Genomic DNA, 16,002 nt, shown 5'->3' on the forward strand with positions numbered 1-16,002 from the left:
GTCGTTGCTGGGGAACCACCACCAGGCCGCCTCGGGCTCGTCCGCCGCCACGGCTCCGTCAGCCGACCCGGTACACCGCCGCGGTGTCCCCGACACGCAGCAGGTGCGCCTCCTCGGGCGCGCGGGCGGTACCGCCGAGCAGCGGGATGGACCTCGGCGGTGCTGCCGGCGGGCACGTCCACCGTCAGCCGGAAGCCGTCCGCGCTGCGCTCCCGGTCGGTGCGGGCGACACCGTACGGCGTGCGGTACGAGCCCGACGCGAACGCGGGCGTCACCGCGACGGCGGTGAGGACGGTGGGGGTCCGCGTCCGCGGCGCGAGGGGGCTGGTCATGGGGCTTCGTACGACGCCCACAGCAGCGGCGGCAGCGGCGTGCCGTTGACGGTGACCGCCGCGACATCGCGCACGTCGCCGAGGTCGAGCGGGATCCGGCGACCGTCGAGCGGCGACGCCGGTACGCCGATGTCCTTGGTGCAGATGCCGCTGCCGGAGAACAGCCGGTCGTGGTCGGTCCGACGGCCCAGCGGCGCGGTGACCGGGACGGCCCCCTCGCGTTCGAGGACGAGGGTCCGGTCGCCGTCCACCGCACTCGGCGTTCCGCCGCGAAGGCCGGGGCGGCCGGGGCGGCGCGTCGCCGGGCCCGGCACGGACGTACGGGCGCCGGCACTCCCCCGGCGGCCGGCGCCGTCGTGACCGCGTCGCCGGACGGGGGGTACACAGCCGCGGCACAGGTGTCGCGCGCTTTCCGGCCGTGTTCACCCGGATGATCCACCACCGTGTTCGCTCGCGCCGCGCGGGTACCCGCCGTGTCGCTGTGCCCGAGTGCAGCCCACTCCCACGCGCGGCACCGCCCCCGTCGAAAGGTACGAATGCAGTGAGCGAGAAGAAGAACCCGGTGACAGCCGCCGCCGAGAAGGTCGTCGAGAAGGTGCAGGAGACGGTTTCGCCGGGCAACGACATTCCCGGCGCCCCGAGCCCGCAGGCCCCTCCGGTCGAGGAGCCGACGCAGGCGCGCGAGCCGCTGCCGCCCAAGCCCGACCAGCGCGGACCGGACACCTACAGCCCGACCGGACACCCCACCGGGAGCCCGCAGGGCGACGTCGCCCAGCAGGGCGCCTACGCGACCACCGCCCAGGGCGCCCGGCTGTACGACACCGACCACTCGCTGAAGGCGGGTCCCCGAGGCCCGGTCCTGCTCCAGGACCATCACCTGCGCGAGAAGATCACCCATTTCGACCACGAGCGCATCCCCGAGCGGGTGGTCCACGCCCGCGGGGCCGCCGCACACGGCGTCTTCCGGTCCTACGGCACCGCGACGGGCGTCACCAAGGCCGCGTTCCTCGCCGAAGGCGCCGAGACGCCGGTGTTCGTCCGGTTCTCCACGGTGCTGGGCTCGCGCGGCTCCGCCGACACCGTGCGCGACACGCGCGGTTTCGCCACGAAGTTCTACACCGGTGAGGGCGTCTTCGACCTGGTCGGCAACAACATCCCGGTGTTCTTCATCCAGGACGCGATCAAGTTCCCCGACGTCATCCACGCCGGCAAGCCGCATCCCGACCGTGAGATCCCGCAGGCGCAGAGCGCCCACGACACGTTCTGGGACTTCGTCACCCTGCACACCGAGGCGACCCACCACACGCTGTGGAACATGTCCGACCGGGGCATTCCGCGCTCGTTCCGGATGATGGAGGGATTCGGCGTCCACACCTTCCGGCTGGTCAACGCCGAGGGCGCGACCACACTGGTGAAGTTCCACTGGAAGCCGAAGCTGGGCGTGCACTCGCAGGTGTGGGAGGAGGCGCAGATCACCGCGGGCGTCGACCCCGACTTCCACCGCCGTGACCTCGCCGACGCGATCGAGGCCGGGGCGTTCCCCCAGTGGGAGCTGGGCGTGCAGACGTTCCCGGACACCGAGGACCAGATGTTCGAGGGCATCGACCTGCTGGACCCGACGAAGATCGTGCCCGAGGAACTGGCGCCGGTGCAGCCCATCGGTCTGATGACGCTCGACAAGAACCCGTCGAACTTCTTCGCCGAGACGGAGCAGGTCGCCTTCCACGTCGGGCACCTGGTCCCCGGCATCGACGTCACCAACGACCCGCTGCTGCAGGGCCGTCTGTTCTCCTACCTCGACACGCAGATCACCCGGCTGGGCGGCCCCAACTTCGCCCAGCTGCCGATCAATCGCCCGCACGCGCCCGTCAACGACATGCTGCGCGACGGCATGCACCAGACCGCCGTGCACCGGGGCGTGGCGCCCTACCGGCCCAACTCCCTCGACGGCGGCTGCCCGTTCATGGCGGGCGCGGACACCGGCGCCTACATCGAGGTGCCGGCCGAGGTGCCCGCCGCGCGCAAGGTGCGGGACGCGGCGGCGTCCTTCGACGACCACTTCAGCCAGCCCCGGCTGTTCTGGCTGAGCATGTCCCCCACCGAGCGCGAGCACATCGTCGCCGCCTACACCTTCGAACTGGGCAAGTGCTACGAGCAGTCGGTCAAGGAGCGAGGGCTGCGGGTGCTCGCCAACATCGACTCCGAGCTGTGCGCCCGGGTCGCGGCCGGTCTGGGGCTGCCGGCTCCGGAGGCGACCGTCCCGCCGGCGGCCGTCGAGCCCAGTCCGGCGCTGTCCCAGCTCGGCGAGGAGTGGCCGGTCGACGGCCGTGTCGTCGGCATCGTCACCGACGGCGCCGACGGCCTGGACCAGGTGCGCGAGGTACGCCGGGCGGTGCTCGACGCCGGAATGGTCCCGCTGGTGATCGCGCCGTCCGGCGGCACGCTGGGCGACGGCGACGCGGTCACCGTGCAGCGCACCTTCGCCACCGCCCGCTCCACCGAGTTCGACGCGATCCTGCTGGCGGGGGCGCCCGCTCCGGCGGCCGACGCCTACGGTGCCCGTGAGGCGAAGGCCGACGACGCCGCCGCGCGGCTCACCGCCCTCGACCCCCGGGTGCTGCTGATGGTCACGGAGGCGTTCCGGCACGGCAAGGCGCTCGGCGCCTGGGGCAAGGGAACGGACGCCCTGCAGGCCGCCGGTCTGCCCGTGGGCGCGGCGGGCGTGGTCACCGGTGACGCCGCGGCCCCGGTCCTGGAGACCGTCACCGGCCTGCTGCGCGGGCACCGCGCCTGGGACCGCTTCGCCGCCGCCCTGTGAGGCGGTGTGTCCCGTGAGGGACACCGCGCGGGGCAGGTGACCGCCGCCCCTTTCGGACACGCACCGACGGCGTTGTCCGGGAGGGGCGGCGGTCGTGCGTGGGGCGGGCCGCCTCCTGCCGGACGACGGCCGGCGCCTGCCGGACGACAGCCTGCGCCTGCCCGGCTACGAGCCGGTTCCTCCGGACGGCGGCCGGGAGCATGCCCGGCGACAGACCGGCGCCTGCCGGAGGACGGCCCGGCGCGCGCCTGCCGGAGGACGGCCCGGCGCCTTCGGGCGGCGGCCGGGGGCCTTCGGACGAAGGGTCGTCACTCTCCGAGCAGTCGAGCCAGGTCGACCCGGGAGCGCACGCCGAGTTGGGTGAAGACGTTGCGCAGGTGGTACTCGACGGTGCGCGTGCTGATCGAGAGCTGACGGGCCACTTCGCGGTTGGTGGCGCCCTGCGCGACATGGCGGGCGATGCGCAGTTGTTGCGGGGTGAGGCGGCCCAGGGGACCCGGTTCGGGGCCGGCGGCTCCCGTTGTCTCCCCCGCCGCGCGCAGCTCCGCGCGCGCGTGCTCCGCCCAGACGTCGGCGCCGCACTGCTCGAACCCCATGACAGCGCTGCGCAGTTGGGGCCGGGCTTCGCCGGGACGACGCCGCCGGCGCAGCCACATCCCGTAGGCCAGGTGAGTCCGGGCGTGTTCGAAGGGGCCGTTGACCTGGTCGTGCCGCGCCAGGGCGTCGGCGAACAGTTCCTCGGCACGCTCGTCGCCCGCCACGAGCGCCCGGCAGCGGGCGAGGAGTGCGGGGGCCTGCGGGTCGGCGCCCATGCCGGCCCAGACGGCGTACGCGTCAATCACGTGGTCCGTGTCCGTGTCCGCGTCGACGTCGGCGCCGCGTCCGGCGAGCACGGCGGCTTCGACGTAACAGGGGACGGTCAGCACCCACAGACCGAAGTGGCCACGGCGGGGGCCCGCGTGCACCACCGGCGCGAGGCGGGCGGCTGCTCGCTCGGCGTGCCCGTGCCCGAGGTCGGCGCGGGCCTGCGCCCACTCCGCGAGGGTGGCCGTCTGGCGCAGCCCGTGGGCGTGCGCGACACGCAGCGCGGCCTGGGCGTGCGCGGCGACCGTGGCCGGGCTGCCCGTGATCGAGGCGGCCAGGGCGAGTACGGCGGAGAGATTGGCCGACACGTTCCGCTGCCGGAGTCGTCCGGCCGCCTCCAGGCCGGCTTCGGCGTGCACCCGGGCCTGGTGGTGACTGCCCTCGCGCAGTTCGGCGTAGGCCAGGTGCTCCAGGATGCGCGGCACGAGGTCGGGTGCCTTGCCGGAGCGGGCGCCGGCCAGCGCGAGGCCGAGCAGGTGCCGGGCCGTCGGGAGGTCGCCGAGCATGAGGGCGACGGTGCCGGCGTTGAGCAGGTCCAGGGGTTCACGCCGCGCCGCGAGCACGTTCAGCACGGGGCGCAGCAGGGCGTCGGCGCGTGCGAAGTCGCCGTTCATGACGCTGTGCATGCCGTCGCGGTAGGTGCGCCAGAAGGCGTCGACGGGGCTGTCCCGGTCGCGGGCCGCGCCGGTGCCGTCGTGCGGGCCGGGTACGGCGGGGAGCGCGGCGAGAGCGGCGAGGTAGCCGTCGCGGTCGCCGCCGGACCAGGCGGCGGCGGTGGCGTGCACGCAGGCCGCGCGCGCCTGTGCCGGGTCTGTGCTCGCCAGCGTGGCGGCGGCCAGGGTCAGGGAGTTGTAGGCGTCGGCGACGGGGCCGTCACGCAACAGCAGGAGACCCTGCCGCAACTCCTCGCGCGCCTGACTCAGCTCGCCGTCGGCGTGGAACAGGGCTCGGGCGGCGGGGTGACGGTCGGAGCGGGGCCGGCCGGGCGGGCGGGATTCGGCGCTCACTGCGCCGACGGTGCGGCGCTCGTCCTGATGCCAGGAGGCCGCCTCGGCTGTCTCGTGCCCCACGTGCACCACCGTTCTCCGTGGTCTCGCTGTGCCCGATCGTAGCGACGGGCAGACGGCCGCGGACCCGTTTCCCGCGCTTTGCTGACTCGGCATCCAACAGCCGACCCCAGTGAGGTGACTGGTGATTCCACCGATGCCGGTGGGGCGTTGCGGCTCTTACGTTGCTCGGGCTCCGTACGAACGGATCCGTGCGGAGCACCCGCACCGCCGCACGCGAAAGAGGTAGCTCCATGTCACATCGCGCTCCCCGACGCCGCACCACGATCGCCGCCCTCGTCGCCGCCGGAGCCCTCGGCGCGGCCGGCCTCACCCTCGCGCCGTCGATGGCCTCCGCGGCGCCCTGTTCCGACGTCGAGGTCGTCTTCGCCCGCGGCACCGGGGAAACTCCCGGCCTGGGCATCGTGGGCACTCCCCTGGTGAGCGAGATCAAGAAGGACCTGCCCGGCAAGACGGTGACCTCCTACGCCGTCGACTACGCGGCCAACTTCTCCCAGACCAGCGCCGGTCCGGGCGCCACCGACATGACGCGCCACGTCAGGTCCACCGCCGCCGACTGCCCCGGCACCTCCTTCGTCATCGGCGGCTACTCGCAGGGGGCCAGCGTCACCGACATCGCTCTGGGCATCCGCACGGCCCTGGGCACCGGCCAGTCCATCCCGACCGACCTCGCCCCGCGCGTCAAGGCCGTCGTCGTCTACGGCAACCCGCTGCGCCTGTACGGCAAGACCATCAACACGGCCAGCGCGCTGTACGGGCCGAAGGCCAAGGAGTTCTGCAACACCGGCGACCCCGTGTGCGCCAACGGCGCCAACGGTGCGGCGCACCTCAGGTACCACCTCAACGGCAGCGTCCCGGAGGGCGCACGGTTCGCCGCCGACAGGATCAAGGCGGGCTGACCGGAATCCGGCACCGATCCTCCGCTTCTCCGCCCCTCTGTCCCCCTGCCCCTCTGTCCCTTCCGGTGAAACACTGATACACAGAACGTGCTTATGTATCTCTCCATGGGAAGAGGGACTGATGGACATCGACGAAGCACGGACCAGGTTCGCGGTCCTGCGCGGCAGGAACTCCGCCGTCTCGCCGGACGAACTCGACGCCATCTGGGCCGCGTTGCCCACCGTCCGGGTCGAGGACATCCTCGGCGAGTGGCGGGGCGACGAGTTCCACACCGGCCATCCGCTCAACGGGAAACTGGAGAAGGCCGGTTGGTACGGCAAGACCTTCCTGGCCGCCGACGACGCCAAGCCGCTGATCATGCGCGGGAAGGACGGCCGGCTGTACTCCGACACCGAACTCGGCAAGGGCGAGGCCAGTCTGTGGATGGTCGAGTTCCGGGGCGAGTCGACGGCCACCATGGTCTACGACGGCCAGCCGGTCTTCGACCACTTCAAGGCCGTCGACGACCGCACCCTCATGGGGATCATGAACGGCAAGGGGTTCGGCGAGGACGGCCCGTTCTTCTACTTCCTCCTCGAACGCGCGTGAGAGCCGCGGTGGTGGAGGCGGCGGGCGGCGCCTTCACCGTCCAGGACATCGACATCGCCGAGCCCGAAGGCCGCGAGGTGCTGGTGGAGGTGCGGGCGTCGGGTCTGTGCCACACCGACCTGACCCTCGCCGCGCACCCCTCCGCGCGGTTTCCCCCGCCGGTGGTACTGGGACACGAGATCGCCGGAGTCGTCGCCGCCCTCGGCCCGCAGGCCACCGGGTTCGCCGTCGGGGACCACGTCGTCGGCTGCCTCGTGCAGTGGTGCGGGACCTGCCCGGCGTGCCTGGACGGCCGGCCGTACCAGTGCGGCCGGCCCGGGTCCACGCTGCGCGACCCGCGGGACGGTCCGCGGCTCAGCCGCTCCGGGCAGCCCGTCGCCCAGGGCATGGGCCTGGGCGGCTTCGCCGAACGGGCACTCGTCCACGAGAACCAGCTGACGGCCGTCCCGCGCGAGTTGCCGTTCGACGCGGCCGCGCTGCTGGGGTGCGGGGTGCTGACCGGCGTGGGGTCCGTCCTCAACGGCGCCCGTGTCGGGGCCGGGGAGAGCGTGGCCGTGATCGGCGCCGGGGGCGTGGGGCTGAACGTGATCAGCGGGGCCAGGCTCGCCGGGGCGGCCCGGATCGTGGCGGTCGACGTGCGGGAGGGCGGGCTGCGGCGGGCGCTCGCCTTCGGCGCCACGGACGTCGTCGACTGCTCGGCCTCCGACGCCGTCACGGCCGTGCGCGAGCTGACCGGCGGCGGGGTGCGGCACGCCTTCGACGTGGTGGGCGTGGCCGAGACAACACAACAGGCGCTGGACATGACCGTCCTCGGGGGTTCCGTGCACCTGGTGGGCCTGGCGGCGGGCGCGGCGGAGCTGACGCTCTCCCTGCCCAGGCTGCTGCTGCAGCAGAAACGGATCCAGGGCCTGATCATGGGCTCCGGCAACCCCCGGCGTGACATCCCCCGCTACGCCGGCCTGGCTCTGCAGGGGCGGCTGGACCTCGACGGCCTCGTCTCCCACCGCATCGGGCTCGACGAGATCGACACCGGTTACGCCGCCCTGCGGGATCCCGGGACGGCCCGCGTCGTCGTCACGTCCTTCTGAGGATCACCGCCGCGACGCCCGACGACGTCCCGGGCTCACACCGGCGAGCCGGCCGGGCGGGTTCACACCAGCGAGTTCGCCAGGGTCCGCTCGGACAGGCCGAGCCACCAGGCGGCCGCCTCGCGCGCGGTGAGGGGCGGGCGGGCCGGTCGCGCACGTCCCGGATCAGGTCGGTACGCCGCGCCCGGCCCATCACGTAGACCAGGCCGCTCGGCGTGGCGGCCGCGGCGGGGTCCCGGCGCTGCGTCCACTCCCGGCTGGGCGAGGGCGCGGGTGAAGAACACATCGTCGTCCCGGGCGCAGTCGATCCGGCCGAGGCTGTGCACCGCCGCGGAGACCGTGGCGCGTGGCAGCCCGGGCGACAGCGCGAGGCGTTCCACGGTGCCGCGGTGACCGGCGTCGCCCAGGACGCGCAGGGCGCCGAGCAGGGGCAGGGCGCAGGAGGGCGCCGCGGCGACGTGCGGGCGGTCGAGCTCGGCCAGGACCGCGTCGGCCAGCCCGCCACGGTACGGGGTGGCCGCGAGCAGGACCGCGGTGTACAGCCGTACGTCGAAGAGGGAGGGGCAGAGCAGCTCGGTGACGAGGGCGGACAGACCGCGTCGGCTCCGTCGGACGGCGTGGTGCGCCGCGCCTGCCGCAGCACCCGCCGTGCCACCGGCGCGAGTTCGGCGGGCGCGCGGCCCGCGTCGGGTGCGCCGAGCCGGGTCCGCTGCGCCGGGGCCGGGCGACTCCCGTAACGCCCCGGACAACGCCCGTACCTGGCCGAAGAGATCCCATTCGGGGCCGATGTCATGGGCGGCCCGGCCGAGGCGGCGGAGCCGGGAGGCCGTGAAGTGCCGGTAGTGGATCTTGCGGATGCAGGCCATGACGGCTCCCGGTAACGCCCGCTGGCCGGTGGGCCGTTGCAGTTCGGCCAGGACGCGGGCGGCGGCGTCGGCGTGCGCGGTGTTGTCGAGGGCGCAGATCACCTCGGTCGCCGCGTAGTTGGAGCCGTCACGTGCCGTGGAGGCGCAGACGGCGATCGCTTGCTGAGCCGCCCCGGGACGGTTCAGCATCCGGTTCAGAGCCTCGAACCGCAGCATCCACGGTGAGCGCGCCGACCGCCTGGGGCTGCACGCCCATGGCGGCGTCGGCATCGTCGTGACGGCAGTCATCTCCGGGCGTGCGATACGGTTCCCGCTCGCCTCCCTCGGCATGGCGGAGATGCTGGACGGGGAGGAGGCGTTCCTCTGGCGCACCCGTCGGGCCGACGTTCGCGCGCTGACGCTGCTGCGCAGCTACGTCCCGACGGCGCTGCGCATCGAGATCGACGACCCGGACTGCCCGGCCCCCTACCTGTACCTCTCCACCCGACGGCCGGCCACCCTGCTGGCGGTACTGGCCTTCGCCCGCACCTGGCAGGCGCGTCGCGGTCACCGCCCCGTCGGGCACGCGCCGCACCGGCGAGGCGTCGACGCGCGTCACATCAGGCGGCCCGCCGGGTGGCCGCCCGGATCGTCGGCGAGCATGATCGTGGCCCTGACCCGCTTGCCCACCGGCTCACGGCGGATCTCGAAGCTGCGGCACACCGCCATGACGATCTCCAGCCCGTGCTTCCCGACCCGGGCCGGGTCGGCGGCCTGGGGCACCGGGAGGGTCGGGTCGCCGTCCCACAGGCTGATCTCCACGGCTCCGTCGCTGACCTCCAGGTCGAGCAGGCACGGGCCGGGCGCGTACTTGTAGGCGTTGGTCACCAGCTCGCTGACCACCAGTTCCACCGTGCCCATGGCGCGGTCCGACACCGGGATCCCGTGCACGGACTGCACCTCGGCCATGAAGCGGCGCGCGGCCCGGCGGGCCTCGGCGATCGGTTCTCCGGCGCCGAGGGCCACGGCCGCGGACACGGGACGGCTGACCAGCGGCTGATCCTCGTCTTCGTGCACCACTGGCCCACACCGCCACCCTCGTCCTGAGCAACACGGCTAACGGCACTCGGATACCCCCGAATCGCGGCCGTACGCAACCTTCACACCAGCGTTGTTGAACCCGGTCGGCCTCCGGCTCGTGCAAGAAGGGGGCCCGGGGGCCACGGGGCGACAGGTTCGCCACATCCTCCCTCCCTTCTCCACGATCCCCACGGCATCGACATCGCGGACGCGGGCGGGACGCGCCACCGGGGCGGCCGCGCGGGAGGCGTCCGACCGATGACACCAACATCGGTACGACAGTTGGCTGAAAATCGACCTACCCGATAAGGTTTCAGCTCATGCGACACACATCAAGCCGATCGAAGAATGTCCGAAAGCGCCAACTGCCGCCTGTTTGAGATCGACTGACGTCAACTCGGCGCAACTACCACACCGCACCCGGGCCCTGACTTTTTTCTCGACGAAGTGCCGATCTCCGAACAATGAGCCGCTCTGCCGGGGCCGACCACCGGATGCGATGACTAGCATGAGCGGCGTGCTTGATCTGGAAGATGGTCATCCGTCCTCCGGCCTGTCGGCGATGTTTCAGTCGTCCACGTACTCCTGCTCTCACGGACCGAGGGACCGCGGAATGTCAGTGCCTGCTCAACCCCACCAGCGCCGATCTGCGCAGGGGCGTTCCATCCCGGCCACCTTCGCCACGGCCCTGATCGCGCCCGCCGCGGGCGCCGGAGCGGTGATCGCCGCCGCCCCGGACAGCGCCCGCCCGTGGGTGATGGGCACGGCGGCCGTCGCCTGGTGCTGCATCGCCGGCATCGCCGCGACCAGCTCCGCCCTGCTGCGCCGCGCGCGCCGCCAAGTGGCCGCGCGGGGCGGCGAACTGGAGATGACCAAGAACAACTGGACCCAGCAGGCGGTGGAGACCGCCCAGCTGGTCAATGTCACGTTGCCGACCATCGCGCGGCAGCTCAAGAGCGGCGCGAGCGCCGACGAGGCGCTGGCCCGTGCGGCCACCCCCACCGACCCCTATCTGCGTCAGATCCTGCACGTCTTCGCCACCGAGATCGCCGAGGTGATCCGCCGGTCCGCCGAGGCGCACACGGAACTCGGCGTCATGCAGCGCGAGCTGTCCCAGGGAACCGCGGAACTCGAGCGCCTGACGAACGAGACGCTGCCCGCCGCGGTCGCCCTGCTGCGGGACGGAAGCTCCGCCGACACCGTTCTGGCCAAGCTCGACTGGCCGCAGAACCCGCTGCTGCGTACCCCGGCCGAATCGTTCGTCAGGGAACTCGCCTACAGCGAGCGCCGGTCCGCCGCCGCGCAGGCCGCCTCCGCGAAGGCGCTCAGCCGGGTCCAGGCCAAGACCGTCAGCATGCTCGCCGACCTGCGCGACATGCAGGACCGGCACGGCGGAGAGGTCTTCGGCGACCTGCTGCGCCTGGACCACAGCACTTCCCAGCTGGGTCTGATGACCGACCGGCTGGCCCTTCTCATGGGAGGCCGTCCCAGCCGCGTGTGGAACAAGCCGATCGTCATGGAGAGCATCCTGCGGGGTGCCGTCGGCCGGATCGCCGCCTACCGGCGGGTGCGCCTGCACAACTCCAGCAAGGCCGCCATCGCGGGCTTCGCGGCCGAGGGCGTGATGCACCTGCTGGCCGAACTCATGGACAACGCGGCCAACTTCTCCCCGCCGATCGACGAGGTCCACGTGTACGTGGAGGAGCGCAGCGCCGGCATCGTCGTGACCATCGAGGACAGCGGTCTGAAGATGTCCGACGCCGCCATGCGCCGGGCGGAGGAGGCGGTCTCGGGCAACGTCACCGACCTCGCCTCGCTGCAGGGCACCCGGCTCGGCCTGGGCGTGGTGGGCCGCCTCGCGCTCAAGTACGGCATCAGCGTCAACTACCGGCCCTCCTCGCGCGGCGGCACCGGCGTCGTCGTCCTCCTGCCGCCGGAGCTCGTGGCACAGCAGCGTGAGCCGGTCACCGCCGAACGCCGCACGGCCGGCGCCGAGACCCCGGCCGTGCCCGCGCCGGCCCCGGCCCCCGCGGCCGAGGCGCCCCTCCCGTCTCGCTCCCCGTCGGTGGCGCGGGCGGACGTGACGCCCCGCGCCGAGGCTCCCCGCAGGGGGACGTCGGCCACCCCCAACGGGCTGCCCGTGCGGGCCCCCGGACGCACCATGGCCGAGGCGGAACGGGGCCGGCCGAAACCGGACCGGTCGCGGTCTTCGGCGAACGAGACGGGGCCGGCACGCAACGCCGGTAGCCAGTTCGCCGCCTTCCACCGCAGCCGGCAGGCCGGCGGCCCCCCCGCCGAGCCCGGCATCCGCACCGGAGACGAGACCGAGTCCGAGGACTAGGTCCGGCCTTCCGCACAGCTCAGGGCCGCACAGCCCACACCACCCCTGCACCGATTCGCTGCACCTCGTTGGATTGGAGGAACGGGCCGGGTGACCCTCCGCCGGTCATGACCCGTCCCAGCCACCATGGAGACCACTGACAACAGCCTCACCTGGCTCTTGACGAACCTCTTGGAGCGCACTCCGGGAACGCGTCATGCCCTCGTCCTGTCCCGGGACGGCCTGAAACTGTGCTGGACCGACCACATGACCCTCGACCAGGCCGACCAGCTGGCGGCCATCTGCTCGGGCATCCAGGCGCTCGCGCAGGGCGCGTCCGTGGAGTTCGGCGACGGGTCGGGCGGCGTCCGGCACTCCATGACCGAATTCCACGGGGGCTTGCTGTTCGTCGTGGGGGCCGGCCAGGGCGCGCACCTCGCGGTCGTCGCCGACGAGAACGCCGACCCCGGCGTCGTCGGTCACCAGATGACCGAGATGGTGGACCAGATCGGCGAGCACCTGCGCGCCGAGCCGCGCACGCCCGTCAGCAGGGGTGCCACAGCGTGAGCCACAAACCCGTGGACATCGGCGATCCCGACCGGCTCTACACGGTCACGGGCGGCCGCAGCGAGGCCGACGACTCGTTCGACCTGGTGACACTGATCGTCAGCGAGTGCGAGCCCACGGCCGGCATGCAGTCGGAGCACGTCCGCATCCTCGAGTTGTGCCAGCACCCGACCGCCCTGGTCGAGGTCGCGGCCGAGCTGAAAATGCCCATCACCGTGGTCAGGATCCTCCTCGGCGACCTCCATGCCATGGGCAAGGTGAGCGCCCGTCACCCCCGCGCGGCCCGATCCGTCGCGGACCTCCCCGAAACCGCCCTGCTCCAGGAGGTGCTCCATGGGCTCCGCAACCTCTGAGCTGCCCTCCCAGCGCACACCGCTGACCGACGCCGCCGAGACCGGCCTGAAGATCGTCGTCGTGGGCGGATTCGGCGTCGGCAAGACCACCCTGGTCCGCTCGGTCAGCGAGATCCGGCCGCTGAACACCGAAGAGGTGATGACGCAGGCCGGGCAGGGCGTCGACGAGACGGCCGGCGTGGAACGCAAGACCACGACGACCGTCGCGTTCGACTTCGGCCGTATCAGCCTCAACGAGCGGATGGTGCTCTACCTGTTCGGCGCGCCCGGCCAGGAGCGCTTCTGGTTCCTGTGGGACCGGCTGTTCTCCGGCACGCTGGGCGCGGTCGTCCTGGTCGACACCCGCCGCATGGAGGACTCCTGGTACGCGATCGACCGGCTGGAACACCACAAGACGCCGTTCGTGGTGGCCGTCAACCGGTTCGAGGACGACGACAACCCGTTCTCGCTCGAAGAGATCCGTCAGGCACTCGCCCTGGGCGACCACGTGCCCATGGTCGACTGCGATGCGCGGCTCAGGTCGTCGGGCAAGGAGGTCCTGATCGCTCTCGTGGACCACCTCTACGCAATGGCCCTGTCCCAGGAGAGAACACAGTGAGCGACACCACCGGCTCCCCTTCCGCGAGCACACCCCCGCCCGGCTGCCCCGCGCACGCCGACGCCGTACAGCTGGGCGGCCTGGAGTACCAGCAGACGCCGTCGCAGCTGTACCGCACCATGCGCCGGGAGCACGGAGCGGTCGCGCCCGTGCTCCTCGACGGCGGCATACCGGCCTGGCTCGTCCTCGGCTATCCCGAGGTCTGCTACGTCACCAGCCATGACGAGCTGTTCGCGCGGGACTCCCGGCGCTGGAACCAGTGGCCGAACATCCCGCCGGACTGGCCGCTGCTGCCGTTCGTCGGCTACCAGCCGTCCGTGCTGTTCACCGAGGGGCCCGAGCACCAGCGACGGGCCGGCGTGATCACGCAGGCGCTGGAGGGCGTGGACCAGTTCGAGCTGGCCCGCGAGTGCGAGCTGATCGCCGACCATCTGATCAGCTCGTTCTCCGGCAGCGGTCAGGCCGAGCTGATGAGCATGTACGCCCACGCCCTGCCGGCCCGGGCCGTGCTGTGGATGTGCGGTGTGTACGGCGACGCCGACGTCGACCAGCTCGTCGACGACCTGCGGATCTCGCTGGACGCCGGCGAGGGCGACGACCCGGTCGCCGCGTACATGCGGGTCGGGGAGCGCATCATGCGGCTGGTGAAGGAGAAGCGGGAGCAGCCCGGTCCGGACGTCACCTCCCGCATGCTGCAGCACCCGGCCGGTCTGAGCGACGAGGAGATCGTGCAGGACCTGATCTCCGTCATCGCCGCGGCGCAGCAGCCCACCGCGAACTGGATCTGCAACACCCTGCGTCTGCTGCTGACCGACGAGCGTTTCGCCGTCAACGTCTCGGGCGGTCGGGTCAGCGTGGGGGACGCGCTCAACGAGGTGCTGTGGCTGGACACGCCGACGCAGAACTTCATCGGCCGCTGGGCCGTGCGCGACACGCAGCTCGGCGGTCGGCTCATCCGCGAGGGCGACTGCCTGGTCCTCGGCCTCGCCGCGGCCAACACCGACCCGCAGATCTGGCCCGACTCGCACGTCGGGGCGGAGAACTCCGCGCACCTGTCCTTCAGCAACGGCGAGCACCGCTGCCCGTATCCGGCCCCGCTGCTGGCGGACGTGATGGCGCGCACCGCGGTGGAGACGCTGCTGGAGCGGCTGCCCGACATCGTGCTGGGCGTCGAGACGTGGGAGCTGACCTGGCGTCCGTCGATCTGGATGCGCGGACTGACGTCGATGCCGGTGCGGTTCACCCCCTCCGTGCAGTGACCGCATCCTCCGCGGGCCGGACGGGGAACGGGCGGAGATCCCCGGGGCGCGCGGAGGACGCGGGCGGAAGGACGGCGGCCGGTCAGCCGGTGACGGGGGTGAAGCGCACCGGCAGCGCCTTCGGGCCGCGGGTGAACACACCCTCCTCGACCGGGTCGAATCCGTCGGCGAGACGGATGTCGGGCATGGCGTCGAGCAGCTGGTTCAGGCCGACCTCCACCTCCGCCTTGGCGAGCAGGGCGCCGACGCAGAAGTGCCGGCCGAGCGCGAAGGCGAGGTGGTCGGCGGCGGCCGAGAACGCCGAGGTGGTGTTCAGGTCGTCGCGGAAGATGTCGAAGCGGTCAGGGTTGCGGTAGCGGCGCTCGTCCCGGTTGGCGGCTCCGATGAGGCAGGTCACCGTGGCGCCCTCCGGGATGGTGCCGCCGGTGACCTCGACGTCGGTGGCCGCCTGCCGCATGATCATGTGGACCGGAGGGGTGTAGCGCAGGGTCTCGGCGAAGGCGGCCGGAATCAGACTCCGGTCCTGCTGGACGGCCGCCAACTGCTCGGGGTGCAGCAGCAGGTTGGCGAGGATGCCGGCGATCGCCTTGTCGGTGGTCTCGCCGCCGGCGGCGAGCAGCAGGCTGCAGAACGCCTTGATGTCCTCGTCGCTCATCTTCACGCCGTCGACCTCGGCGGCGCACAGCGTGGACAGCAGGTCGTCGCCCAGGTTCTCCCGGCGCTCGCGGATGATCGGCAGCATGTACTCGGCGAATTCCACGCGGGTGCGCTCGCCCGCGGCGGTCACCTCCGGGTCGCCGGAGAGGTTGCCGAGGAAGGCGATCACGGAGGTGTACCAGCCGTGGAACCGGGCGTGGTCGGCCTTGTCCAGGCCCAGCATGTCCGCGATGACGTTGACCGGGAAGCGGGTCGCGTAGTCGGTGACGATGTCGGCGGACCCCGTGTGCCGGAACGCGTCGACGAGTTCGCGCGAGTTGCGCTCGATCACCGGCATGAACTTCTCCTGCAGGTCGCTGCCGCGGAACGCGGGGGCGACGAGGGCGCGCCGCACCGCGTGCTCACGGCCGCTGAGCTGCAGGATGGTCTTGCCGTGGACCGGCTCCACCTGCCAGTTGTAGTTGTCGGTGGTGAACTGCGACTGCTTGTCCTTGAAGACGCGCTCGACGTCCTCGTAGCGGGAGATGATGTAGCTCTGGGTGGCCTCGTGCCAGATCAGGGGCGCTTCCTCCCGCATCACCGCGTAGGCGGGGTAGGGATTCTCGGCGAACTCGGGCGAGAGAATGTCGGGAACCTGCTGCGCAGTGGACACGGAACTCCTCGAAG

Annotated in this window: 15 protein-coding genes and 1 pseudogene; 10 read left to right on the plus strand and 6 right to left on the minus strand. The window is 72.4% G+C overall.

Annotated features, from left to right (window positions below):
• Both AB0G63_RS20015 and AB0G63_RS20020 read right to left on the minus strand, forming a co-directional pair.
• The coding region (locus AB0G63_RS20015) for an alpha-L-rhamnosidase C-terminal domain-containing protein (RefSeq protein ID WP_360751799.1) at positions 1-332 on the minus strand (332 nt) is incomplete at its 3' end.
• A complete protein-coding gene (locus AB0G63_RS20020) occupies positions 329-583 on the minus strand; it encodes a hypothetical protein (RefSeq protein ID WP_360751802.1) in 255 nt (84 codons plus the stop codon). The genes AB0G63_RS20020 and AB0G63_RS20015, both read right to left, overlap by 4 nt.
• A 290-nt stretch (positions 584-873) precedes the next feature.
• Here AB0G63_RS20020 and AB0G63_RS20025 point away from each other — a divergent pair, with 290 nt between their 5' ends.
• The gene (locus AB0G63_RS20025) at positions 874-3,150 is read left to right on the plus strand and encodes a catalase (RefSeq protein WP_360751805.1); all 2,277 of its coding nucleotides are present in this window, start codon (positions 874-876) and stop codon (positions 3,148-3,150) included.
• A 308-nt stretch (positions 3,151-3,458) separates the two neighbouring features.
• On the opposite strand, the gene AB0G63_RS20030 is transcribed toward AB0G63_RS20025, so the two are convergent.
• Entirely contained in the window at positions 3,459-5,084 is a 1,626-nt protein-coding gene (locus tag AB0G63_RS20030) for a LuxR C-terminal-related transcriptional regulator (protein ID WP_360751808.1), read from the minus strand.
• A 230-nt stretch (positions 5,085-5,314) separates the two neighbouring features.
• On the opposite strand from AB0G63_RS20030, the gene AB0G63_RS20035 reads away from it, so the two are divergent.
• From AB0G63_RS20035 to AB0G63_RS20045, 3 genes are all read left to right on the plus strand, one after another.
• Positions 5,315-5,980, plus strand: coding sequence for a cutinase family protein (locus tag AB0G63_RS20035; protein ID WP_360751810.1), 666 nt, complete (start codon positions 5,315-5,317; stop codon positions 5,978-5,980).
• Between the two features lie 121 nt (positions 5,981-6,101).
• Positions 6,102-6,569 carry a DUF4334 domain-containing protein gene (locus AB0G63_RS20040; protein ID WP_360751812.1) on the plus strand — a complete coding sequence of 156 codons (468 nt, stop codon included), beginning with the start codon at positions 6,102-6,104 and terminating at the stop codon, positions 6,567-6,569.
• The gene (locus AB0G63_RS20045) at positions 6,566-7,657 is read left to right on the plus strand and encodes a zinc-binding dehydrogenase (RefSeq protein ID WP_360751816.1); all 1,092 of its coding nucleotides are present in this window, start codon (positions 6,566-6,568) and stop codon (positions 7,655-7,657) included. The genes AB0G63_RS20040 and AB0G63_RS20045 overlap by 4 nt, the downstream gene beginning before the upstream one ends.
• Positions 7,658-7,719: 62 nt before the next feature.
• On the opposite strand, the gene AB0G63_RS20050 is transcribed toward AB0G63_RS20045, so the two are convergent.
• Positions 7,720-8,712, minus strand: coding sequence for a hypothetical protein (locus tag AB0G63_RS20050; RefSeq protein WP_360751818.1), 993 nt, complete (start codon positions 8,710-8,712; stop codon positions 7,720-7,722).
• Between the two features lie 85 nt (positions 8,713-8,797).
• Between AB0G63_RS20050 and AB0G63_RS20055 the strand changes: the two are divergent.
• Positions 8,798-9,025 (plus strand): annotated as a pseudogene (locus AB0G63_RS20055) (DUF3093 family protein); the annotation flags it as partial.
• 92 nt (positions 9,026-9,117) lie between these two features.
• Here AB0G63_RS20055 and AB0G63_RS20060 read toward each other — a convergent pair.
• Positions 9,118-9,579: an ATP-binding protein gene (locus AB0G63_RS20060; RefSeq protein ID WP_360752003.1), complete on the minus strand. Its 462-nt coding sequence runs from the start codon at positions 9,577-9,579 to the stop codon at positions 9,118-9,120.
• Between the two features lie 616 nt (positions 9,580-10,195).
• Here AB0G63_RS20060 and AB0G63_RS20065 point away from each other — a divergent pair.
• The 5 genes from AB0G63_RS20065 (at position 10,196) to AB0G63_RS20085 (ending at position 14,679) form a co-directional block, all read left to right on the plus strand.
• Complete coding sequence (locus AB0G63_RS20065) at positions 10,196-11,923, plus strand: ATP-binding protein (protein ID WP_360751821.1); 1,728 nt, start codon at positions 10,196-10,198, stop codon at positions 11,921-11,923.
• A gap of 126 nt (positions 11,924-12,049) precedes the next feature.
• Positions 12,050-12,469 (plus strand): roadblock/LC7 domain-containing protein, encoded by a 420-nt coding sequence (locus tag AB0G63_RS20070; RefSeq protein WP_360751824.1) that lies wholly within the window; start codon positions 12,050-12,052, stop codon positions 12,467-12,469.
• Positions 12,466-12,822 carry a DUF742 domain-containing protein gene (locus AB0G63_RS20075; RefSeq protein WP_360751826.1) on the plus strand — a complete coding sequence of 119 codons (357 nt, stop codon included), beginning with the start codon at positions 12,466-12,468 and terminating at the stop codon, positions 12,820-12,822. Before AB0G63_RS20070 ends, AB0G63_RS20075 begins: the two co-directional genes overlap by 4 nt.
• On the plus strand, positions 12,803-13,420 hold the full coding sequence (locus AB0G63_RS20080; RefSeq protein ID WP_360751829.1) for an ATP/GTP-binding protein: 618 nt from the start codon (positions 12,803-12,805) through the stop codon (positions 13,418-13,420). The genes AB0G63_RS20075 and AB0G63_RS20080 overlap by 20 nt, the downstream gene beginning before the upstream one ends.
• On the plus strand, positions 13,417-14,679 hold the full coding sequence (locus AB0G63_RS20085; protein WP_360751832.1) for a cytochrome P450: 1,263 nt from the start codon (positions 13,417-13,419) through the stop codon (positions 14,677-14,679). Before AB0G63_RS20080 ends, AB0G63_RS20085 begins: the two co-directional genes overlap by 4 nt.
• An 82-nt stretch (positions 14,680-14,761) precedes the next feature.
• On the opposite strand, the gene AB0G63_RS20090 is transcribed toward AB0G63_RS20085, so the two are convergent.
• Positions 14,762-15,988, minus strand: a complete 1,227-nt coding sequence (locus AB0G63_RS20090) for a cytochrome P450 (protein WP_360751834.1) — start codon at positions 15,986-15,988, stop codon at positions 14,762-14,764.
• Positions 15,989-16,002 lie beyond the last annotated feature (14 nt).

Origin of the sequence: Streptomyces sp. NPDC020996, from assembly GCF_040641355.1 — a bacterium.
Classification (GTDB): domain Bacteria; phylum Actinomycetota; class Actinomycetes; order Streptomycetales; family Streptomycetaceae; genus Streptomyces.

Coding starts and splice junctions, on each gene's coding strand:
- AB0G63_RS20080 (WP_360751829.1), top strand. CDS start 12,803: ATGGGCTCCGCAACCTCTGAGCTGCCCTCCCAGCGCACACCGCTGACC.
- AB0G63_RS20065 (WP_360751821.1), top strand. CDS start 10,196: ATGTCAGTGCCTGCTCAACCCCACCAGCGCCGATCTGCGCAGGGGCGT.
- AB0G63_RS20050 (WP_360751818.1), bottom strand. CDS start 8,712: ATGCTGAACCGTCCCGGGGCGGCTCAGCAAGCGATCGCCGTCTGCGCC.
- AB0G63_RS20035 (WP_360751810.1), top strand. CDS start 5,315: ATGTCACATCGCGCTCCCCGACGCCGCACCACGATCGCCGCCCTCGTC.
- AB0G63_RS20070 (WP_360751824.1), top strand. CDS start 12,050: ATGGAGACCACTGACAACAGCCTCACCTGGCTCTTGACGAACCTCTTG.
- AB0G63_RS20040 (WP_360751812.1), top strand. CDS start 6,102: ATGGACATCGACGAAGCACGGACCAGGTTCGCGGTCCTGCGCGGCAGG.